Origin of the sequence: Actinocatenispora sera (assembly GCF_018324685.1) — a bacterium.
Taxonomy (GTDB): Bacteria; Actinomycetota; Actinomycetes; order Mycobacteriales; family Micromonosporaceae; genus Actinocatenispora; species Actinocatenispora sera.
Window position 1 is genome coordinate 3,131,511 of sequence record NZ_AP023354.1, and the last position, 21,284, is coordinate 3,152,794.

The 21,284-nt window shown below is 72.4% G+C and carries 16 protein-coding genes; 9 read left to right on the forward strand and 7 right to left on the reverse strand.

Features of this window, described 5'->3' with window-relative positions; translation table 11 throughout:
- Positions 1–183: 183 nt before the first annotated feature.
- Together Asera_RS15090 and Asera_RS15095 are read right to left on the reverse strand one after the other, a co-directional pair.
- Positions 184–912: a DsbA family protein gene (locus tag Asera_RS15090; protein WP_084132457.1), complete on the reverse strand. Its 729-nt coding sequence runs from the start codon at positions 910–912 to the stop codon at positions 184–186.
- Positions 902–1,465 carry a MauE/DoxX family redox-associated membrane protein gene (locus Asera_RS15095; RefSeq protein ID WP_244843887.1) on the reverse strand — a complete coding sequence of 188 codons (564 nt, stop codon included), beginning with the start codon at positions 1,463–1,465 and terminating at the stop codon, positions 902–904. Before Asera_RS15095 ends, Asera_RS15090 begins: the two co-directional genes overlap by 11 nt.
- A gap of 345 nt (positions 1,466–1,810) precedes the next feature.
- On the opposite strand from Asera_RS15095, the gene Asera_RS15100 reads away from it, so the two are divergent.
- The 3 genes from Asera_RS15100 to Asera_RS15110 all read left to right on the forward strand — a co-directional run bounded on the left by Asera_RS15100 (position 1,811) and on the right by Asera_RS15110 (position 6,730).
- On the forward strand, positions 1,811–3,898 hold the full coding sequence (locus Asera_RS15100; RefSeq protein WP_169745900.1) for a copper resistance CopC/CopD family protein: 2,088 nt from the start codon (positions 1,811–1,813) through the stop codon (positions 3,896–3,898).
- A gap of 36 nt (positions 3,899–3,934) precedes the next feature.
- Complete coding sequence (locus tag Asera_RS15105; protein ID WP_030448601.1) at positions 3,935–4,636, forward strand: YcnI family protein; 702 nt, start codon at positions 3,935–3,937, stop codon at positions 4,634–4,636.
- A 222-nt stretch (positions 4,637–4,858) separates the two neighbouring features.
- Positions 4,859–6,730: a glycoside hydrolase family 15 protein gene (locus Asera_RS15110; RefSeq protein WP_030448602.1), complete on the forward strand. Its 1,872-nt coding sequence runs from the start codon at positions 4,859–4,861 to the stop codon at positions 6,728–6,730.
- A gap of 344 nt (positions 6,731–7,074) precedes the next feature.
- Here the strand turns inward: Asera_RS15110 and Asera_RS15115 are convergent, their stop codons facing one another.
- On the reverse strand, positions 7,075–8,181 hold the full coding sequence (locus Asera_RS15115) for a mandelate racemase/muconate lactonizing enzyme family protein (RefSeq protein WP_030448603.1): 1,107 nt from the start codon (positions 8,179–8,181) through the stop codon (positions 7,075–7,077).
- A gap of 71 nt (positions 8,182–8,252) precedes the next feature.
- On the opposite strand from Asera_RS15115, the gene Asera_RS15120 reads away from it, so the two are divergent.
- Positions 8,253–9,575: an ROK family transcriptional regulator gene (locus Asera_RS15120; protein ID WP_211255743.1), complete on the forward strand. Its 1,323-nt coding sequence runs from the start codon at positions 8,253–8,255 to the stop codon at positions 9,573–9,575.
- A 47-nt stretch (positions 9,576–9,622) separates the two neighbouring features.
- On the opposite strand, the gene Asera_RS15125 is transcribed toward Asera_RS15120, so the two are convergent.
- The 4 genes from Asera_RS15125 to Asera_RS15140 form a co-directional block, all read right to left on the reverse strand.
- A complete protein-coding gene (locus Asera_RS15125) occupies positions 9,623–10,690 on the reverse strand; it encodes a serine hydrolase domain-containing protein (protein ID WP_211255744.1) in 1,068 nt (355 codons plus the stop codon).
- A 162-nt stretch (positions 10,691–10,852) separates the two neighbouring features.
- The gene (locus Asera_RS15130) at positions 10,853–11,584 is read right to left on the reverse strand and encodes a copper homeostasis protein CutC (protein WP_030448606.1); all 732 of its coding nucleotides are present in this window, start codon (positions 11,582–11,584) and stop codon (positions 10,853–10,855) included.
- Between the two features lie 97 nt (positions 11,585–11,681).
- Positions 11,682–13,196, reverse strand: coding sequence for a M81 family metallopeptidase (locus tag Asera_RS15135; protein WP_030448607.1), 1,515 nt, complete (start codon positions 13,194–13,196; stop codon positions 11,682–11,684).
- A 45-nt stretch (positions 13,197–13,241) separates the two neighbouring features.
- Entirely contained in the window at positions 13,242–14,453 is a 1,212-nt protein-coding gene (locus tag Asera_RS15140) for an ROK family transcriptional regulator (protein WP_035298061.1), read from the reverse strand.
- A gap of 264 nt (positions 14,454–14,717) precedes the next feature.
- On the opposite strand from Asera_RS15140, the gene Asera_RS15145 reads away from it, so the two are divergent.
- The 5 genes from Asera_RS15145 to Asera_RS15165 are packed head-to-tail and all read left to right on the forward strand — an operon-like array spanning position 14,718 to position 21,103.
- A complete protein-coding gene (locus Asera_RS15145; protein WP_211255745.1) occupies positions 14,718–16,526 on the forward strand; it encodes a peptide ABC transporter substrate-binding protein in 1,809 nt (602 codons plus the stop codon).
- A gap of 3 nt (positions 16,527–16,529) precedes the next feature.
- The gene (locus tag Asera_RS15150; protein ID WP_030448610.1) at positions 16,530–17,489 is read left to right on the forward strand and encodes an ABC transporter permease; all 960 of its coding nucleotides are present in this window, start codon (positions 16,530–16,532) and stop codon (positions 17,487–17,489) included.
- Between the two features lie 46 nt (positions 17,490–17,535).
- On the forward strand, positions 17,536–18,417 hold the full coding sequence (locus Asera_RS15155) for an ABC transporter permease (protein WP_035298063.1): 882 nt from the start codon (positions 17,536–17,538) through the stop codon (positions 18,415–18,417).
- A gap of 56 nt (positions 18,418–18,473) precedes the next feature.
- Positions 18,474–20,156 carry a dipeptide ABC transporter ATP-binding protein gene (locus tag Asera_RS15160; RefSeq protein ID WP_030448612.1) on the forward strand — a complete coding sequence of 561 codons (1,683 nt, stop codon included), beginning with the start codon at positions 18,474–18,476 and terminating at the stop codon, positions 20,154–20,156.
- Positions 20,153–21,103 (forward strand): ROK family protein, encoded by a 951-nt coding sequence (locus tag Asera_RS15165; RefSeq protein ID WP_211255746.1) that lies wholly within the window; start codon positions 20,153–20,155, stop codon positions 21,101–21,103. Before Asera_RS15160 ends, Asera_RS15165 begins: the two co-directional genes overlap by 4 nt.
- Positions 21,104–21,284 lie beyond the last annotated feature (181 nt).

A 21,284-nucleotide genomic window follows, 5' to 3' on the forward strand; every position in this document is an offset into this window, starting at 1 on the left:
GCCGGATCGATCATCAATCGTCCGAAGTAGACACTTCGGTGATGGGGACCGGAGGAGGTACGGCGTGAACCGATCACCGCCGGCGGTCGGGGGTGCGGCCGGCGGTCCGGGTGCGGTCGGGCCGGCGGCGACCGGAGCAGCCCGGGTGCCGGGCGGGTGTCGATGGCGGCGGGCCGCCGATGCTCAGGCCGCGGCGTTGATCGCGTTCGTCAGCGCGCTGACCGAGGCGTCGACCTGCTTGCCGTCCACGAACACCGTCGGGGTCTGCTGTACGCCCTTGCCCTGCGCGGCGTTGGACACGTGCGTCACCCACTTCGCGTACTTCTGCGAGGTCACGCACTTGTCGAAGGTGGCGCCGGTGATACCGGCATCGTGCGAGATCGAGAGGATCTGCTGGTTCGTCAGACCCTTGCTGTTCTCCGCCGGCTGCTTGCCGAAGATCGCCGTGGTGAAGTCGGGCAGCTTCTTCGCGTCTGCGGCGCAGCCGGCCGCGGCGGCCGACCGGGTGGAGTACTCGGTACCGGAGGAGTACCGGTTCAGGTAGTTGAGCGGGTGGTAGGTCAGCGTGATCGTGTTGTTACCAGCGAAGTCGTTGAGCGGGCCGGCCGCCAGCGTCTCGAACTCCTTGCAGTGCGGGCACATGTAGTCGAGGTAGATGTCGACCTGCACGCCGCCGCTGCTGACCGGCACGCCCAGGTCGGTGCGGGTCGCACCGGCCGGCATCGCGTACGACTGGGCCGCCTGGGCGTTGCGCCGGCTCAGGTAGATCGCGCCGGTCACGCCGCCGGCGAGCAACACCACCAGCACCGCCACCGCGGAGATCCAGATCGTCCGGCGCCGGCGGCGCTCGGCCGCCTGCTGGGCGCGGATCAGCTGGTTGGCACGCTTCTGGCCCTTGCGACTACTCATCATCGTCCTCGTCGTCGTCCACCGCGGGAACCGGCGGGAACAGCACCGAGTCCAGCGAGAACCGGGACCGCGACCACCAGAACACCAACAGCGCCAGCACCACGAAGCCTATGTCTCGCACGATGTCGAGCCCGTAGGTGGTGGACTGGTCGGCGCCGAGGGCACCGCCGGAGGAGAAGCAGCCGCAGTCGATGCGCAGACCGCGGGCCCAGACCGAGATGATGCCGCCGATGTAGATGAGGAACAGCACCGCCGAGGCGGCCGCCATCACCCGCACGGCGATGCCGACCAGCAGCGCCAGCCCGAGCAGTACCTCGATGATCGGCTGCGCGGACCCGATCACGGTGGACAGCCAGTACGGGAACAGCTTGTAGGCGGCGACCGAGCTGACCGACTGGGACAGGTCGACGAGCTTGGTGCCGCCGGAGACCAGCCAGACCACCGACAGCCCGAGCCGGAGCACCAGCGCGACCCAGGAACCGACCTGGGTGCGGTCGAAGCGCAGCCAGTAGGCGGCAGAGCGGGGATCCATCGGCGTCGCCTGTTCGAGCGTCATCTGCTGACCGTCCCGGGTCCTAGGTTGGTGGCTTCTAACTTGCCATGACCGCACGGAGTGCGTCGACATGCTCAACGCGCCCGGGCGCCACACGTGACCGGATTGTTCGAATCAGCTCCGGGTACCGCCCTGCATCGGACGGGCCGGCCGCCGCCGCGGCTCCACCCGCGCGCTATCGTGTGAGCCACGTCACGGCGGGAACCGCGACGCCGGACCCGACGACAGTACTGGCATGACGTGTGGCGAGGTGCGGACCGCAGCGGCCGGCGCGACCGCGCGGCCGGGCGGGGCGGCCCGGCCGGTGCGCGCCGGCCGGGCACGGTGCGGCCGGTCGGCAGGGGAGTCGTGACCGCGATCCGGACGAGAGTGCACATCTCGGCTTCGCCCCGCTCCGCCCGTCGCCGCGCGCTCGGGCTCCTGCTCGCGGCCGTGGTCGCCGCCCTCGCGGTACTGCTGCCCGCGGTACCGGCGAGCGCGCACGCGGTGTTGCTGCGAACCGACCCGGGCAGCGGTTCGATCGTGCAGGACACCCCGACGCGCGTGACGCTGACGTTCAACGAGCCGGTAAAGCTGGTCCCGGCCGACATCGGGGTGGTCGCGCCGACCGGGGCGAAGGTCGGCGGTACGCCGAAGCTGACCCACGACGGAACCGTGCTCTCCATTCCGCTGTCCGAGCGGCTGCCGAAGGGCACGTTCCTGGTCACCTACCGGATCATCTCGGCCGACAGCCATCCGGTCGCCGGCGGCTTCTCGTTCTCCATCGGTGCGCCGTCCAAGACGGCACCGGCCGCGACCGGCGGTACCGGTGCCGCCGAGCAACCGGTGGTCGGCGTCGCGATGCCGGTCGTGCGCTACCTCGGCTACGCCGGCATGGCGCTCGCGGTGGGTGCCGCGCTGGTGCTCATCTCGCTGTGGCCGCGGCGGCTGCCTCGGCGCGGGCCGGCCCGGGTGATGGGCCTCGGTGTGCTGCTGGTGGCGGTGTCCACGCTGGCTGAGGGGTACCTGCAGGTGCCGTACTCCACCGGCGGATCGCTGACCTCGGTCGGCTACCACGACCTCGTGCAGATCATGAACAGCCGGTTCGGCTGGGCCCACCTGGCCCGGCTGATCCTGCTCGCCGCCGCGGTGCCGCTGCTGTCGGTGATCGGCGCGGCCCGGCGCAACCGGCTCGGCACCGGCGAACGCATCGCGCTCGCGGTGATGGCCGCGCTCGCCGTGTTCACCTGGGGCTACGGCGGACACCCGAGCACCTCCCCGGTGCCCTGGCTGACCGTACTGTCCGACGCGGTGCACCTCGGCGCGATCGGCGCCTGGCTCGGCGGGCTGGTGATGCTGGTGTGCTTCCTGCTGCCCCGGGCGACGCCGCGCGAGCTCGCCGCGGTACTGCCGGTCTGGTCGCGGTGGGCCACCATCGCGGTCAGCGTGCTGGCCGCCGCCGGCATCCTCCAGGCCTGCCTGCAACTGGGCACGCCGGCGGCGCTGGTGCAGACGCTGTACGGGCAGCTGATCATCGTCAAGGTGGTCGCCTTCGCCGCGATTCTCGCGGTCGCGTCCTACTCCCGTTCCGCCTCCCGCCGCTATGCCCTGGCCGGGCTTCCTGCCCGGTCCGGGAGCAGCGCCGGCCCCGCGGAGGACCGGGCCCGCCAGACCTCGCCCGACGCCCCGGGCGATGATCCGGACGCGACCGAGTTCACCGACCCGGTCTGGGAAGAGGTGTACGCGGCCGACTCGGCCCGCCGCGACACCGCCCGGGCGGGCGGCCGCGACGTGCCTGGCGCGCCCGGAGACCAACCGGTTCCGGCCGACCGGGCCGTTCCCCTCGACGAGGCCTCCCCGACCGACCCGGCGGCCGGAGCCGACGGGGACACCCCGGCCGACCCGCCGGTCGGAGCTGGCGGGGACACCCCGGCCGATCCGCAGGCCGGGTCCGGATCGACCGGTGCGGAGCCGGAACCACCGCCCGAGCCGGCCACCGTGGATCGGCGGGCGCTGCGGCGGCTGATCCTGGTCGAGCTGTGCATCGCGGCGGTGATCTTCGGCGTCACCGCGGTACTGGTGCAGACCACGCCGGCGCGATCGGCGACCAGCGCGGCGAGCCAGGCGCGGAACCTGCCGTACTCGGCCACGCTGAACGACAAGCTGTTCAGCCTGCAGGTGCAGCTCGACCCGGCCCGGACCGGGAAGAACACCCTGCATGCCATCGCGTACCACCCCGACGACGGCAGCCCGGTACGGGTGCGCCAGTGGAAGGTGACCGCGAGCCTGCCCGGTGCCGGCATCGGTCCGGTGACCATCCCGACCGAGGCGATCACCGACAACCACGCGATCGCCGACGTGGCGCTGCCGAAGGCCGGCAACTGGAAGTTCTCGTTCACGTTGCGAATCTCCGAGATCGACGAATCGACCGTCACCACCACGGTGCCGGTGCGCTGACCGACGATCCACAGTGGACTGTTCGAAAGGGACCAGATGAAGCGCAAGAAGCTGCTGCTGTCGGTTTTCGCCGGGATGGTCGGCGCGATCGCGGTGGCCGCACCGGCCGCGGCGCACGTCACCGTCAACCCGCGTACCGCCGAGCCGGGCAGCTACGCCCGGGTGGCGTTCCGGGTGCCGACCGAGTCCGACACCGCGAGCACCACCAAGCTCGTCGTGTACCTGCCGGCCGACCACCCGGTGGCGTCGGTCAGCGTCCAACCGGTACCGGGTTGGAAAGCCGTACTGCACAAGGCGAAGCTGGCCAAGCCGCTGACCACCGAGGGGGGCAACGTGACCGAGGCGGTCGACCGGATCACCTGGACCGCGCGGTCCGGCGCGGCGATCGAACCGGGCCAGTTCCAGGAGTTCCCGGTCAGCCTGGGCCCGCTGCCGAAGTCCGGCACGATGACGTTCAAGGCGCTGCAGACCTACTCCGACGGCAAGGTGGTGCGCTGGATCCAGACCGGCAGCGACGACAGCGAGCTGGAGAACCCGGCGCCGGTACTGACGCTGGCCGCGAGCGGTGCGCCGGGCGCGCCGGCCGCCACCCCGACCAGGGCCGCGGCGGCGGGCAAGAGCGACGGGCCGAGCTCCGGTACCGCGTTGACCGTCGGGGTGATCGGGCTGGTCGCCGGGCTGGCCGGACTCGCCCTGGGCGGCGTCGCGTTCACCCGCTCCCGCCGCGCCGAAGACTAGCGACCGGCTCGAGCCCGTACCGGCGTCTCCGGGCGGCGTCGGGTCCCGCCACCCGGAGACGCCGAAGCCTGCGTGCCGGGGCCCGATCCGGACTGGCCCGGGCAGCGTCCGGTCACGCCGCCCGCAGACGGTGCAGCCCGCGTGCCGGGGCCCCGATCCGGGATCTCCGACCGGGATGCGCCGGGACCTGCGATGCGCGCCTGGAGGGGCCAGAATGGTGTCATGCCATTGCCCATCGAGAACTATGCGTTGATCGGGGACACCCATTCCGCAGCCCTGGTCGGTACGGACGGGTCGATCGACTGGCTGTGCCTGCCCCGGTTCGACTCGCCCGGTGTGTTCAGCGCGCTGCTCGGCGGCCCGTCCGACGGCCACTGGCAGCTGTGCCCGGCCGGCGAGGTCACGTCGGTGCACCGGCGCTACCGGGACGAGACGATGGTGCTGGAAACCGACTTCGTCACCCCGACGGGCCGGGCCCGGGTCATCGACTTCATGCCGGTGCGCGACCGCCGCGCCGACGTGATGCGCGTCGTCGAGTGCGTCGACGGCACGGTCGAGATGCGGATGGAGTGGGTGATCCGGTTCGACTACGGCGAGATCGTCCCCTGGGTGCAGCGCCGGTTCGACGCCGACGGGCGCCCGGCGATCACCGCCATCGGCGGGCCGGATGCGGTCTGCCTGCGCGGCGACCCGCTGCCCGAGCACGACTCCACCGACCACCGGCACACCGTGGAGTTCACCGTCGCGGCGGGGGAGCGGCGCACCTTCTCGATGACCTGGTACCCGTCCTCGGACTCGACGGTGCCGACCGTGCACGACGCGGACGAGCAGTTGCCTCGCACCGAGCGCTTCTGGCGCAGCTGGGCCCGCAAGTGCAAGTACCGCGGGCCGTACCGGGCACAGGTGGTGCGCTCGGCGCTCACCCTGAAGGCGTTGACGTACGAGCCGACCGGCGGCATCGTCGCGGCACCGACCACCTCGCTGCCCGAGCAGCTCGGCGGCGAGCGCAACTGGGACTACCGCTACTGCTGGCTGCGGGACGCGTCGCTGACGCTGCGCTCGATGCTGGACCACGGGTACCGGTCCGAGGCCAAGGCGTGGCGGTCCTGGCTGCTGCGCTCGGTCGCCGGTGACCCCGAGGACCTGCAGATCCTGTACGGGGTGGCGGGCGAGCGGCGGCTGTTCGAGTGGACGGTGGACACGCTCGACGGCTACCAGGGCGCCAAGCCGGTGCGGATCGGCAACGCGGCGAGCGGCCAGCTGCAGCTCGACGTGTACGGCGAGGTGCTGGACGCGCTGCACGAGGCACGCGTCGAGGGGATCAAGGAGGACGACTTCTCCTGGCCGCTGCAGCTGGCGCTGGCCGACAACCTGCTGTCCAAGTGGGACCAGCCGGACAACGGGATCTGGGAGGTACGCGGCGAACTGCGGCACTTCACCCATTCCCGGATGATGGTGTGGGTCGCGCTCGACCGGCTGGTGCAGGCGGTCGAGCGCAGCGGGCTGCCCGGTGACGTCGAGCGCTGGCGCACGATGCGCGACGAGGTGCACGAGGAGATCCTGACCAAGGGCTGGAACGACGAGGTCGGCGCGTTCACCCAGTACTACGGGGGCTCCACTGTGGACGCCGCGGTGCTGTTGATGCCGCAGATGGGTTTCCTGCCCGCGGACGACGAGCGGTTCGTCAGCACGATGGCGGTCATCGAACGGGAACTGCGCGACGGCCCGTTCGTCAAGCGGTACTCGACCGAACCGACCGAGGCGGACAAGACCGCCGTCGACGGCCTGTCGCCGGGCGAGGGCGCGTTCCTGATGTGCAGCTTCTGGCTGGTCCGGGCGTACGCGATGGCCGGCCGCACCGAGGAGGCCACCGAGCTGTTCGACCAGTTGCTCGGGCTGTGCAACGACGTCGGGCTGCTCGCCGAGGAGTACGACATCGAGCGGAACCGGATGCTCGGCAACTTCCCGCAGGCGTTCAGCCATCTGGCGTTGATCTCCGCCGCGCAGGCGGTCACCACGGCCGGCGCGCCGGACCGCGGCCGGGTGCCCGAGCAGTCGGACGGACCCGGCTACGGCGAACACCACACCCGCTGAGCGAACGGTGGCCGACCGCGGGTCCGGACGGCCGAAAGCCCCTGACGCCGTGCGCCAGAGGCCTTCGGTTTTCCGGGCGATCCCCCGTGGTCGGGCCGGCCGCACCGCCGGACCGCCAACCGATCGCCGTGGTGGTCGGACCCGCCTGGTCACCACCAGGGACACGTGCCGATGATGATTGCGATGCCCACGCCAATGCCGATCAACATGGCCGCGTCCCTTCCGCTCTGTTCGCGAGGCTGACCTCACCAACACTTACGGCAACCATGAAGCTACGGCACGTTATCGAATCGCCGCAGGTCAATGGAGTTATTTCACGGTAAGAGGGTTTATGACCGGTACGGTCATACCGGCTCGCCGTAGCGCGCCAGCTTCTCCTCGTCGACCGTGACACCGAGGCCCGGCCCGGCCGGTACCGGCAGTGCCGCGTCGGTGAGCGCGAACGGCTCGGTGATCAGATCGTCCGCGTGCAGGTAGTACATCGAGTCGATCGCGTACCGCAGGGCCGGGGTGCTCCCCGCCAGCGCCAGGTGCGCCGCGGTGGAGATGCCCAGCTCGCCGCCGGAGTGCAGGTTCATCCCGAGCCCGAACGTGTCGCAGTGCGCGGCGAGCGACTTGTTCGCCGCGATGCCGCCCCACTTGAACACGTCGCCGTGGATCACGTCGACCGCGCCGGCCCGTACCGCCGGGGCGAACTCCTCGAAGCGCACCACGCACATGTTGGTGCACAACGGAATCCCCAGCCGGGTGCGGACCGTCGCCATGCCCTCGATGCCGACGACCGGATCCTCCAGGTACTCCAGCGCCAACTCCTGCAGGGCGCCGCCGAGCCGCAGCGTGTCCGGCACCGGCCAGGCCGCGTTCGGGTCCACCCGCAGCCGGATCTGCGGCAGCGCGGCCCGGATCGCTCGCAGGATCGCCACGTCGCCGTCCGGATCGGTGCTGCCCTTCAACTTCACCGCGGTGAAGCCGTACTCGCCGACGACGGCGGCGGTGTGCTCGGCGAGCGCGCGGGGCAGGTCGGCCGGCGCGACCCGTCCGGCGTCGGCGCGGGTGACCAGCGCGGTCAGCGGTACCCGGTCGCGCACCCGGCCGCCGATCAGCTCGTGCACCGGGCGGCCCGCCGCCGTGCCGATCAGGTCCCAGCAGGCGACGTCGATGCCGGCCTTCGCCGCGTAGCCGAGGTAGCCGTGGAAGAACGGCAACATGTGCGTGTCGGCGTGGAACCGCTCCAGCTCGTACGGGCTGCGTCCGATCAGGGTCGGCGCGAGCTGGCGCACCAGCGCCGCGGTCGGCGCGCCCCACATGGTCTCGCCCCACCCGTCGACGCCCTCGTCGGTACGCAACCGCAGCACGGTGCGGGTGTTCCCGGTCTTGGTCTCGAACGAGGAGGTGAACGCGGTGCGCATCGGCACCGTCACCACCCACACGTCCACCCCGACGATCTGCACAGCGCGGCACCCTTCACGACGAGCTTCCGTGGCCAGTATGTTGGAAGCTACTACATGCAGGGAGGGCGCGGATGACTCCGGCCACGCTGATCTCGCCGGAGCGCCTGGGCGTGGTGAACCGGATGCGGGTGCTCGCCGCGCTGCACGCCGCCGGGCCGCAGAGCCGGGCGCAGCTCGCCCGTACCTTCCGGGTGTCCCGGGCGACCGTCGGCACGATCCTGCAACCGTTGCTGGACAGCGGCGTCCTGGTCGAGGCGGCGGCACCGGCCGGCGGCCGAGCGCCCGGGCCGGACCCGCGCCCCGGCGGTGCGGCGGCCGAGCCGGACGGGCGGCCTGGCGGTCCGGTGGGCGAGCCGGACGGGCGGCCCGGCGCTCCGGCGGCCGAGCCGGGCGCGCGCTTCGGAGGTCGGGCGGCCGGGTCGGGTGGGCGCTCCGGCGGGAGGCCGCCGCGGCCGGTGTGGTTCTCCGCGTCGGCCCGCTCGATCGGCGCGGTGGAGATCCTGCCCGGCCGCATCGAGGTGGCGACGGTGTCGCTCGCCGGAGAGATCCGCGCTCGTGCCAGCGCGCCGTACCCGAGGCGCGCGGCCGACCCGGCCGGGTTCGCCGCGGCGCTGCGGTCCTGCTGCGCCGAAGCGCTCGCCGGCAGCCCGGTGATCGGCGTCGGGATCGCCTCCGCCGGCCTGGTCGACCCGGACGCCGGTCGGCTGGTCGAGTTGCACGCGGCGCCGGCGCTCGCCGGGTACCGGATCGTACCGGCGCTGCGCGAACTCGTCGGGGCACCCGCCTACCTGGAGCACCACGCCCGGGTACAGGCGCTCGGCGACCGCTGGTTCGGGGCCGGCCGCGGCCTCGACACGTTCGCCTCGGTGTCCACCGGCGACAGCGTCGGCGTTGGCGTCGTCCGGCACGGCGTGGTGCTGTCGGCGCCCGGTGCGGGCAGCGGCGCGCACCTGACCGTCGCCGCCGGCGGCGACCGGTGCGACTGCGGCCGGCGCGGCTGCTGGAAGACCGTCGCCACCGTGAGCTGGCTGCGTCGCCGGGCCGCCGTGCTCGGCATCCCCGGCGCCCGCGGTACGACGCTGGCCCGGCTCACCGCCCGCGCCGGCCGCGGTGACCGGTCGGCGGCCGGGCTGATCGACGAGTACGCGGCGAACCTCGCGCTCGGGTTGGGCAACGTGCAACAGCTGCTCGCCCCCGGCACGTTCATCCTGCACGGCGACGCGACCGGCGGCGGGCGGCCGTTCGCCGACCGCCTGGCCGGTCACCTGGCCGCGAACTCGCCGTACGGCTCGAGCGCGGCGCTCACCGTGACGGTCGCCGAACCGGTCCCGGACACCGCCCTGCTCGGTTGCGCCGGCCTGGTGCTGTCCGAGGGCATGGAACTGCTGAGATGAGCAGGTGCGTTGTCACCACCACGCCCGACCGGCGCGGCGAGAGCCGCTCATCGCGCCGCGGCGAGGTTGTGGAAGCGCGGTCGCACCGTCTCCATGCCCGGCGTGTCCCGGCTCGGGTGCACCCGGTTGGTCAGCAGCACCGCGTACCGGCCGAGGGTGGGGTCGATCCAGATGCTGGTGCCGGTGAACCCGGTGTGCCCGTACGACTCGGGCGAGCTCAGGTCGCCGAACGGGCTGCCGTGCGGATCGCGGCCCTGCCAACCCAACCCGCGCCGCAGGTTGAGCCGATCGGTGTGCCCGCGGCCCATCAGCGCCAGCGTCGAGGCAGCCAGCCAGTCGCCGGTCACCGTGGTACCGCCGGACAGCACGGCACGCGCGAGTCGCTCCAGATCGTCGAGCGTGCCGAACAGTCCGGCATGGCCGGCGACACCGCCCAGCACGACCGCGTTCTCGTCGTGCACGCTGCCCTGCACCACCTCGCCGCGCCACGGGCAGTCCTCGGTGGCCGCGCACCTGTCCCGATCCGTTGCGGCGGGGCGGAACCCGGTGTCCGGCATGCCGACCGGACCGGTGACCGCCGTCGCCACCAACCGATCCAGCGGCCAGCCGGATGCCGCCTCGGCGACGAGCCCCAGCACGATGAACCCGGCCGAGCTGTAGTCCACCGCGGTACCCGGTGCGGTGTGCAGCGGCAGCGCCCGTACCGCGGCGAGCAGCGACTCCCGGTCGCGGTGCTGGCGCCACAACGGTTGCCGGCCCGGCAGGCCCGAGGTGTGGGTCAGCAGTTGCTCGATGGTGACCGGACCGAGCTCGCTGCCGGCATGGTTGGGCAAGTGCTCGCCGACGGTCTCGGCCAACCCCAGCGCGCCGCGTTCGACCAGCCACAGGGTGGCCAGCGCGACCACCGGCTTGGTCACCGACGCCCAGTCCCACAACGTGTCCGGCTGCACCGGCGGGCCGCCCCAGGACAGCGTGCCCAACTGGCCCCGGCGTACCGGGCCGTCGAGGTCACCGACCGACCAGGCGGCGCCGGAGAAGATCCGGGCCCGGTGTGCCGCGGTCAGCAGCTCCGCTTCGCTGGCCCGAATCCCGGCCAGCGCCGGCATCGTGTCCATCGTTCCTCCGGTCGGGTGCGCTCTCGCCGCCCACGATAGGCCCGAACCGGGCGGTCGGCGCCGGATCGTGGCACCCGACACCGGCCGGGCGGTCCCGGGTCGGGTGCGCAGCGCCGGTCCGTGACCGCCGGGGTTCGCGGTGTGCCCAGCGAGCTCACCGGGTCAACCGGCGAGCGGGGCGGCGTCCAGCGCGGTACGGGCGGCGGCGACCACGGCCGGATCGGTGACGAAGTGCGTGTCGTCGTCGGCGCTGCCCAGCGGTACCGCCGGTCCCGCGTGCCGCGCCCTCGTCGCCCGCTTGGCGGACAGGTGTACCGCGGCCACGCCGGCGGCGACCAGCGCCGGGATGTCGGCGATGCGCACGCCGCCACCGGCCATCAGCTGGATGCCGGGTGCGGCTGCGGCCATCCGTGCGATGGCGTTCACTCCGGCGCCGGCGGTGGCCGCGCCGCCGGAGGTCAGGATCCGGGTCAGACCGAGCTCGGCGGCCACCGTGGCGGCGGCGACCGGGTCGGCGGACCGGTCGATCGCCCGGTGCAGCGTCACCCCGGCGGTACCCGCGGCATCGGCCCAGCGCCGGATCGCCTCGGTGTCCAACGCTCCCGCCTCGGTGAGGGCGCCGACCACCACGCCGGTGGCGCCGGCCGCGAGCACGGTACGTACCTCGGCGGTCATCAGCGCGACCTCGTCGGCGTCGTAGCGGAAGTCGCCGGGCCGGCAGCGCACCAGCACGTGTACCGGCGGGCCGGCGGCGACCGCGGCCTCGATCAGCGCCTGGGACGGGGTGACTCCGCCCAGTTCCAGCGCGACGCACAGCTCGACCCGGTCGGCCCCGCCCGCCAGCGCGACCCGGGCACCGGCAGCGCTGGTGACGGCGATCTCCAGGGCGGTCATCGCTGCACCCCGCACGGTCGGGCAACCGGTCGCGTGCGCGCGCTCGGTCGTCCACGGTGGACGGCCGAGCGCGCCGTGCCGGTCCCCGCGGCCGGGCTCACTCGTCGGCCCCGGACAGCGGCTCGGTCGAGGCGGGGATGATCCGGGCGGTCAGGTCCGGGTCGGCCATGTCGGGATCGAACGGGAACATCGGCCGGCGGATCCGCCGGTGTCCCAACCGGACCAGGTCCTGGTCGACGCCGCCCGGCGTCAGCGCCATCTTCCAGTCGGCGGCCATCGCGTACAGCTCCGGCTCCAGGTAACCGATCTTCACGATCACGATGGCCGCCTCGCGCGGCGCGAGCGACAGGTCGGTGAAGTCGTGCTCGTGGTGGTACGGCTTGCGCAGCTTGGTGAGGATCGCGTACACACTGCCCACCCGCAGCACCACCTCCGTTTCCGCGTCCCGGTCGCCGTGCCGGATCGCGTGCACCACCCCGGTCATCGTCAGCGGGCCGGCGTGCCGGTCGTCCACCTCGGCGCCCGCGGTCACGGTGACGGTTGCGCCGACGCCGGCCTCGACCGCCGCGGCGACCGCCGCCGGGCCCGGAACCGAGGCGTAGATGACGGTGGGCCCGCCGTCGCCGAACTCGGGCCGGGCCAGTAGCTCGGTCAGCCCCCACGTCACGTCGCCGGCACCGCCCGCGGTCGGGTTGTCCCCGGTGTCGGAGACGAAGTACGGTCGGGCGTCGCTGGCGAGCGCCGCGTCCAGGCACTCGTCGTACGTGCCGGTCGGCGCCACGAAGTCGAAGTCGCGCCGGGCCGCCCAGAACCCGCGGGCCAGCCGCTCCGCCCCGGCGGCGACGGCGTTCTCGTCGGGTCCGGTCACCACCACGGCGGCCCGGTTGCGCGGCTCGTCGGCCCAGGCGTACCCGACCCAGATCGCCGCGTCGGTCACCCCGTCGGCGGCCTCCACCTCCGACACCGCGGCGTAGACGGACTTCGCCGGTTCGATCCGGGTGGAGGTCTGCTCGCCGGCCAGCAGCACCGGTACCGGCACCCACGCCTTGATCGGCCGGTCCGCGCCGGAGTGCAGCAGCCGCACCAGGTTGCGGGCGGCGCGCTCCTTGGTCTCCATGTGGTCCTCGTGCGGCGCCATCCGGTAGCAGGTGATCAGATCGCTGCGGTGCGCCAGCTCGCGCGAGACGTTGCCGTGCAGGTCCATCGAGGTCGACACCATCACGTCCGGGCCGATCACGTCCCGGATCCGGCGCAGCAGCAACGCTTCGGCGTCGTCGATGCCCTCCACCGTCATCGCCCCGTGGATGTCGTACCAGAGCCCGTCCAGGTGCGGCATCGCCGCGAGCCGGGCGAGCAGGTCCGCCGACAGCTCCTCGAACGCGGCCGCCGTGGCCATCCCGCCCGGCAGCGACTTGCCCACCAGCGCGCCGCGCCAGTCGGCCGCCGCCCGCAGCGGCTTGCCGTCGGCGAGGAACGGGTACCGGGTGAGTACCTCGGCGTCGCGCTGCGGGTGGAACGCCGGCGCCTCGGTGCGGGCCGGCGAGAACGTCGACGACTCGATCCCGAGCCCGGCGATGGCGATGACGGGATGCTCGATCGGGGTGCGGGACATGGCTCTCCAACGTTGTTCGGGCGGGTTCGGTACGGCGGTGCGCAGCTAGCGGGCGGTGCGGGTGGCGCGAATCGGCGCGGCGGGCGGTGCGGCGGACATGGTGGCCAGGGTGCGTTCGAGGGCGTGCTGCAGGGCGGCCTGGCCGGCGCCGACCAGCCCGGCGTTCGCGCCGAGGCTGACCCGCTCGATCACCAGGTGCGTGGTGGCGAGCGGGTGGCAGCCCTCGTACAGCTGGCTGCGTACCGCGGCGACCAGCGGGTCCAATGTGGACAGTATGCCGCCGAGGTAGACCGCGTCCGGGTTGAAGAAGTTGACGTTCGCGGCGAGCACCTCGCCCAGGTACTTGCCGGCCCGGCGGACCGCGCCGGTCGCCTCCGGGTCGGCCTCCTTGGCCAGCCGGACCACGTCCTCCAGCGAGCGGATCTCGGGCCGGGCGGCGCTCAGCTCGCGGACCAGGGTGGCGCCCGAGGCGACGGTCTCCAGGCAGCCGGTGTTGCCGCAGCCGCACGGCTTGTCGCCGGCGGCGTCGATGCGCACGTGGGTGATCTCGCCGGCCACCCCGGCCGCGCCGCGGTAGAGCCGGCCGTCGACGATGATGCCGGTACCGATGGCCGAACCGACCTTCACCGTGATCGACTGGCGCTGCTCCGGCGGTCGCACCGCGTGCTCGCCGAGCGCCATGCTGTTCGCGTCGTTCTCGCTCACCGCGGGCAGGCCGAACCGTTCCTCCAGCCACTCGGTGACCGGGAACTCGTTCCAGCCGGGCATCCGGGACGGCAGCGTGACGGTGCCGGTGGCCGGGTCGACCGGGCCGGGCAGCGACAGGCCCACCCCGCGCAGCCGCTCCCGCCCGCGCGCCTCGGCCAGCGATTCCAGCGTGTCGGCCAGCAGCGGCAGCGCCACCTCGGGGCCCTCGCCGACGGCGAACGGCACCGTCGTCGCGTCGGCGAGCGTGCCGCCGGGCAGCACCACGCCGACCCGGGCGTGCCGGCCGCCGACGTCGGCGGCAACCGCGAACTCGTCGGTACTGCCCAGCCGCAGCACCTTGCGCGGCCGGCCGCCGGTGGAGGACTGGGTGCCCTGCTCGGCGATCAGGCCGCGCTCGACGAGCTGGCCGACCGCGGTCGAGATGGTCGACGGCGCGGCGCCGAGCAGCGCGGCGAGCTCGGTGCGCGACGAGGCGCGCCCGGCGGCGACCAGCTCCAGCACGCGCGCCACGAGCGGCGGCGATCCGGCGCGTGCACTTTTTTCAGTCATGCAGAAAGTATCTTCCTCGACGGTCCGGCTGGCGGTTCACAGTACGCCGCTCGGCCGCTCGGTGGGAGAGCGGGCAGCCGTGCGAAGGGCTTTGTTCGGACCGGCTTGACCTGCAAAAACGCCCATCGAGGCAGCTTGCTGCCCGGCGCTGTCTTATTTCGGGACCGCAGAAACCGACTTGTTACGGTGCACCATCTGTTTTTTCGGCAGGGGCCCGCGTTCACTGGCCAGCGTTCCCCTGGAGTTCACTTTCGAGGAGTGACGATGTCCTTCCGCCGCATGGCGGCCCGCCGCCGCTTCGCGCTCGCCGCCGGCGCTGCCGTCGCGGCGAGCGCGCTGCTCGCCGGCTGTACCGGGACGAGCAGCTCGTCGTCCGGGTCGTCGGACTCGATCAACTACGCGCTGCCCGCCAACTTCACGCCGAACTGGCTGCTGCCGATCGGCACGGCGGCGCACCTGAACACCAACAACGGCTCCATCGCCGCGGCGCTGTGGGAGCCGCTCGTCGCCTACGACGGGTCCACCGGCAAGGTCCGCTGGAACAAGAAGGGCTCGATCGCGACCGCCGCCGACTTCGCCTCGGACGGCAAGAGCGTCACCATCACGCTCGGCGACCGGCACTGGAGCGACGGCAAGGCGATCACCAGCCGCGACGTCGAGTTCTGGTACAACCTGATCACGGTCAACAAGAAGCAGTACGCGAGCTACAGCCCGGGCAAGGCGCCGGACAACTGGACCTCGCTGAAGGCCACCGACGACCGGCACTTCACGATCACGTTCGACAAGGCGTACAACGCGCAGTGGATGCTCGCCAACGAGCTGAGCCTGATCAAGCCGCTGCCGCAGCACGCCTGGGACAAGACCTCCGCCTCGGCGAAGGTGAGCGACGCGGACCGCACCGCGGCCGGCGCGAAGCAGGTCTGGGCCTACCTCAACGACGCGGGCAAGGACATCTCGAAGTACGCGTCGAGCCCACTGTGGAAGACCGTCAGCGGCCCGTACACGGTGAAGTCGTTCTCCACCGCCGGCAAGGTCGTGCTGACCGCGAACCCGAAGTACGACGGCGGTGAGAAGGCCGGTATCAAGACCGTCAACCTGCTGCCGTTCACCACCAGCACCGCGGAGACCAACGCGCTGCGCGCCGGTACCGTCGACTACGGCTACATCGATCCGGGCGACCTGGACCAGAAGCAGTCGTTCGCCTCCCGCGGCTACAGCGTCAAGCCGTGGACCGGCTGGGCGATCACCTACATGCCGTACAACTTCAACAACCCGACCATGGGGCCGGTGTTCAAGCAGCTGTACGCGCGGCAGGCGATCCAGCGCTCCATCGACCAGGACGGCCTGGTCAAGGCGATCTTCAACGGCACCGCAACCCCGGGGTACGGCCCGATCCCGCAGGGGCAGGAGTCGGACTACGTGTCCGACGTGCAGAAGAACAACCCGTACCCGTTCGACACCGCGGCGGCGACCAAGCTGCTCACCGACCACGGCTGGACCAAGCAGAACGGCGTGATGGTCTGCACCAAGCCGGGCAGCGGCGCGGACCAGTGCGGCAGCGGCGTCAAGGCCGGCACCCAGTTCGCCATGGAGGTGCTGTCCCAGTCCGGCTCCACCGTGACCGACAACGAGATGAGCGCGATCCAGTCCTCGCTCGCGAAGACCGGCATCAAGTTCTCCATCCGTACCGCGCCGGTCAACTCGGTGCTGTCCCAGACCCCGCAGTGCAAGGCCAGCCAGTCGATCTGCAAGTGGGACCTGTCCTACTTCGGCACCGCGGGCAGCTGGTACTTCCCGGCGTTCCCGACCGGCGACTCGCTGTTCGCCTCGAGCGGTGGCTCGAACTTCGGCAACTACAGCAATCCGGACGTGGACAAGCTGATCAACAAGACCACCACGTCGAACGACCCGAGCGCGATGCAGGACTACAGCGCCGCGCTGGCCAAGGATCTGCCGGTGATCTGGCTGCCCGAGCCGGACTACCAGATCTCGGTGGTCAAGAACGGCCTGGGCGGTTTCAGCCAGGACTCGCTGGCGAACTTCCACCCGGCCCAGTGGAAGTGGACGAAGTAGTCCATGGCGACGCTGTGGTACCTGGTTCGGCGCGTGGCGCAGGCGGTGCTGGTGATCTTCCTGGTCACCATCGTGGTCTTCGCGCTGCTCCACGCGCTGCCGGGCGGGCCTGCGCGCGGCATCCTGGGCGCGCAGGCCACCGCCCAGCAGATCGCGACGTTCAACCACGAGCAGGGGCTGGACAAACCCGTTGTCGCGCAGTACTTCTACTACCTGCGCACGCTGCTGCACGGTGACCTCGGCACCTCGTACACGTTGAACGAGCCGGTGTCGACGCTGATCGTGCAGCGGCTGCCCAAGACGCTGGTGTTGACGGTGCTGTCGGCGGTTCTGGGGCTGCTGCTCGCGATCCCGCTCGGCATGTGGCAGGCGGTGCGGCGCAACAAGCCGTTCGACTACGCGATCACCACGCTCAGCTTCGTCGCCTACGCGACCCCGGTGTACTTCTTCGGGCTGATCCTGGTGCTGGTGTTCAGTCAGGCGCTGCGCTGGTTCCCGTCCCAGGCGCCGCAGGGCGACACGCTCGGGCAGGTGCTCGCCAACCCGGCCGGGCTGGTCCTGCCGGTCGTCGCCGGCGCCGCCTCGATGGTGGCGGTGTTCAGCCGGTACATGCGCTCGGCGACGCTGGAGAACCTGGCCGAGGACTACGTGCGTACCGCGAGGGCCGGTGGCGCCGGGCAGCGCGCGATCCTGTGGCGGCACGTGTTCCGCAACTCACTGACCCCGGTCGTTGCGATGCTCGGCTACTACATCCCGGTGCTGTTCGGCGGGGCGCTCGTGGTCGAGCAGCTGTTCAACTATCCGGGCATGGGGCTGCTGTTCTGGAGCGCCGCGCAGTCGTCGGACTATCCGGTACTGCTCGGCTGCGTCCTGGTCATCTCGGTGGCCACCGTGATCGGCACCCTGCTCGCCGACATCGCGCAGCGCATCATCGACCCCCGAGTCGTGGCGGGAAAGTCATGACCAACGTTGCCTGCGGTACAAGCAATCCGAACCGGGAGGTGCGCTCGTGACCGCGATCGCGGAGCCGTTGCCGGTGGCCGAGGGCGTCACCGGGCTGCGGCTGGTGGTACGGCGCTTCCTGCGCAACAAGCTCGCCGTGGTCGGCCTCGCCGTCGTGGTGGCGTTCGTGCTGTTCTGCTTCGTCGGACCGTACCTGTACCACACCGACCAGACGCACACCGCGCTCGACGCGGTCAACCAGCCCCCCGGCGGCAGCCACCCGCTCGGTACCGACGCGGTCGGCCACGACGAGCTCGGCCGGCTGATGTACGGCGGGGGAGTCTCGCTGCTCGTCGGCCTCGCCGCCGGCGCGCTCGCCACCATCATCGGGATGCTGTGGGGCGCGGTCGCCGGGTACGCCGGGGGCTGGGTCGACGCCGCGATGATGCGCGTGGTGGACGCCGGCATCGCCATCCCGGCGCTGTTCGTGCTGCTGGTCATCTCCGCCATCGTCAGCCCCGGCATCTGGGGCATGGTGGCGATCCTCGGTCTGGTGTCCTGGCTGGTGCCCTCGCGGCTGATCCGGGCCGAGACGCTGACGTTGAAGAACCGCGACTACGTGCTGACGTTGCGCGCCATCGGCGGTACGCACACCCGGGCGATCTCCCGGCACATCCTGCCGAACTCGGTGTCCACCATCGTGGTCGCCGCGACGTTCCAGATCGCCGACGCCATCATGCTGGTCGCGTACGTGTCGTACCTCGGGCTCGGCGTCCGCTCGCCGCAGACCGACTGGGGCGGCATGCTGTCGGCCGGACTCACCGCCGTCTACTCCGGACGGTGGTGGCTGATCCTGCCACCGGGCCTCGCGGTGATCCTGGTCGTCTGCGCGTTCAACGCGATCGGCGACGGCCTGCGCGACGCCTTCGACGTACGGGGACGCTCATGACCGGGCGGCGGCCCGGTCTCGTACCGCCGGGGCGGCCCGGCGAAGGAGGGGCGGGCATGACCGCGCCGATACTGGACGTGGCCGATCTCGCGGTCACCTTCCGCACCGAGACCGGCGAGGTCCCGGCGGTACGGGGCGTCTCGCTCACGGTGGCGCCCGGTGAGACGCTCGCGCTGGTCGGCGAGTCCGGTTCCGGCAAGTCCACCGTGGCGCTGGCCGCGATGGGCCTACTGTCCGGAAACGCCCGGGTCACCGGGCGCGCCACCATCGACGGCACCGACATCATCGGTTCGGGCGCCGGGCGGGGCGGTGCCGTCGATCTCCGCCGGCTGCGCGGTCGTACCGCGTCGATGGTGTTCCAGGAGCCGGCGACCGCACTGGACCCGTTGACCCGGGTGGGCGCGCAGATCGTCGAGGTGATCCGCAATCACCGGCCGGTGTCGAAGGCAGCGGCCCGGCAGGAGGCGGTCGAGCTGCTGCGCCGGGTCGGCATCCCGGATCCGGAACGGCGCGCGGCGGCATACCCGTTCCAGCTGTCCGGCGGGCAGCGGCAGCGGGTGGTGATCGCGATGGCGATCGCGAACGACCCGAGCCTGCTGATCGCCGACGAGCCGACCACCGCGCTCGACGTCACCGTGCAGGCGGAGATCCTCGACCTGTTGCGCGAGTTGGCCGCCGACGCCGGTACCGGCGTGCTGCTGGTGACCCACAACATGGGCGTGGTGGCCGACTTCGCCGACCGGGTGGCGGTGATGCTGTCCGGCGAGATCGTCGAGACCGGGCCGGTCGAGCAGGTACTGCTGCACCCGCAGCACGAGTACACCCAGCGGCTGCTCGCCGCAGTACCGCGGCTGGCGGTCGCGGAACCCGGCGTCCCGGTGGCCCGGACCGAACCGGCCGCGGAGGGGTCGGCCGGTGAGTCCGTGGTGGCGCTGCGCGACGTGTCGGTGGTGTTCGGCCGGGGCGGCCGCGCGGTGCGCGCGCTCGACCGGGTGTCGATCGAGGTACGGGCCGGCGAGACGGTCGGCCTGGTGGGGGAGTCCGGGTCCGGCAAGTCCACCGCGGCCCGGGTCGCGCTCGGGCTGATCACGCCCTCCGCCGGTACGGTGTCGCTGTTCGGCGCCGACCTGCGCCGCACCCGCGGCCGGTCCCGCCGCGAGCTGCGCGCGGGAATCGGCGTGGTACTGCAGGATCCGGTGGCGTCCCTGGACGCCCGGATGAGCGTCGCGGAGTGCGTGGCCGAGCCGCTGCGGGTGCACCGGTCGCTATCCGCCCGGCAGCGCCGGTCCCGGGTCGAGGAGGTCCTCGACCGGGTACGGCTGCCGCGCTCGCTCGCCGACCGGGCGCCGCGCGAGCTGTCCGGCGGGCAGCGGCAGCGGGTCAGCCTGGCCCGCGCGCTGGTGCTGGATCCGCGGCTGCTGGTGGCCGACGAGCCGACCAGCGCGCTGGACGTCAGCGTGCAGCAGGCGGTACTCGAGGTGATCGCCGAGCTGCAGGCCGAACTCGGCTTCGCCTGCCTGTTCGTCTCGCACGATCTGGCCGTGGTGCAACGGTTCGCCGCCCGGGTGGTGGTGCTGCGCGCCGGCCGGATCGAGGAGCAGGGCCGCACCGGTGCCACGTTGCTGCACCCGGAGACCGACTACACCCGGCGGCTGCTCGCCGCGGTGCCGGTACCCGATCCCGCCGTGCAGCGGCGTCGCCGCGCGGCGCGGCAGGCGGTCGCCGGAGCCGGCGCGTGACCGAACCCGAGGTGTACGCCGGGGTCGACATCGGCGGCACGACGACCCAGGTTGCCCTCTGCGCACCGGATCTGAGCATCCTGTCCCGGGCCGAACTGGCCACCCCGGCGAGCCGTGGCGGTGCCGCGATGGTCGCCGCGGCCGTCGACGCGGTACGGATGCTGGTGTCCCGGACCCCGGCGCGGCTGCTCGGCGTGGGCGTCGGCGCGGCCGGGGTGGTCGACACCCGTACCGGCGCGGTGGTGGCGGCGAGCGACTCGTTCGTCGACTGGGCCGGCTTCCCGGTTGCCGACACGATCGCCGCCGACCTCGCGGTACCGGCGTACCTGGACAACGATGTCAACGCGTTCCTGCGCGGCGAGGCGACCGGCGGTGCCGTCGCCGGCGAGCCGTACGTGCTCGGCATGACGCTGGGCACCGGTGTCGGCGGCGCGCTGTGGCTCGACGGCCGGCTGTACGAGGGGCCGCACGGTGCGGCCGGCGAGATCGGCCACGTACCGGGCTTCGGTGACCTGCCGTGCTCCTGCGGCGGTCGCGGCCACCTGGAGACGCTGGCGTCCGGCCGGGCCATCGCGGCCCGCTACGCCGACCGTACCGGCCGGGTCGCCACCGCGCGCGACGTCGCCCGGGCGGCCGAGGGTGGCGACCCCGCTGCCCGCGCCGTGTTCGACGCCGCCGGTACCGGCATCGCCCGCGCGGTGCTCATCACCGCCGGCGTGGTGGACGTGACCACCGTGGTCGTCGGCGGCGGGGTGAGCGCGGCGTGGTCGCTGCTCGAACCGCCGATCCGGGCCGCGCTGGCCGCCGAACCCCCGGTCAGCGGCCAGCCGATCCGCCTGGTGCGGGCCGGCTTGGGCAGCGACGCCGTCGTCGTCGGCGCCGCCTCCCGGGCCCGTACCGAACTCACCGACCCTGCCGCGCTCGCCCCCGCCGACTTCCCGCGTTGATCAAGGGACCCCGAGGGTTGATCAAGGGCTCCGAGGGTTGATCAAGGGCTCCGGGAGTTGATCAAGGGATCGCGGCCGAAGAAAGCGCTTGCCGCGCCTCTGATCCCTTGATCAACGCGACGGTCCCTTGATCGACGCGACGGTCCTTGATCAACGCGACGGTCCTTGATCAACGCGACGG

What these genes read in the sequence shown, in the direction of transcription:
- Asera_RS15160 (WP_030448612.1), top strand. Translation starts at nt 18,474, where the DNA reads ATGACCGCGCCGATACTGGACGTGGCCGATCTCGCGGTCACCTTCCGC.
- Asera_RS15130 (WP_030448606.1), bottom strand. Translation starts at nt 11,584, where the DNA reads ATGACCGCCCTGGAGATCGCCGTCACCAGCGCTGCCGGTGCCCGGGTC.
- Asera_RS15110 (WP_030448602.1), top strand. Translation starts at nt 4,859, where the DNA reads ATGCCATTGCCCATCGAGAACTATGCGTTGATCGGGGACACCCATTCC.
- Asera_RS15090 (WP_084132457.1), bottom strand. Translation starts at nt 912, where the DNA reads ATGATGAGTAGTCGCAAGGGCCAGAAGCGTGCCAACCAGCTGATCCGC.
- Asera_RS15135 (WP_030448607.1), bottom strand. Translation starts at nt 13,196, where the DNA reads ATGTCCCGCACCCCGATCGAGCATCCCGTCATCGCCATCGCCGGGCTC.
- Asera_RS15120 (WP_211255743.1), top strand. Translation starts at nt 8,253, where the DNA reads ATGACTCCGGCCACGCTGATCTCGCCGGAGCGCCTGGGCGTGGTGAAC.
- Asera_RS15145 (WP_211255745.1), top strand. Translation starts at nt 14,718, where the DNA reads ATGTCCTTCCGCCGCATGGCGGCCCGCCGCCGCTTCGCGCTCGCCGCC.
- Asera_RS15140 (WP_035298061.1), bottom strand. Translation starts at nt 14,453, where the DNA reads ATGACTGAAAAAAGTGCACGCGCCGGATCGCCGCCGCTCGTGGCGCGC.
- Asera_RS15125 (WP_211255744.1), bottom strand. Translation starts at nt 10,690, where the DNA reads ATGGACACGATGCCGGCGCTGGCCGGGATTCGGGCCAGCGAAGCGGAG.
- Asera_RS15095 (WP_244843887.1), bottom strand. Translation starts at nt 1,465, where the DNA reads ATGACGCTCGAACAGGCGACGCCGATGGATCCCCGCTCTGCCGCCTAC.
- Asera_RS15105 (WP_030448601.1), top strand. Translation starts at nt 3,935, where the DNA reads ATGAAGCGCAAGAAGCTGCTGCTGTCGGTTTTCGCCGGGATGGTCGGC.
- Asera_RS15150 (WP_030448610.1), top strand. Translation starts at nt 16,530, where the DNA reads ATGGCGACGCTGTGGTACCTGGTTCGGCGCGTGGCGCAGGCGGTGCTG.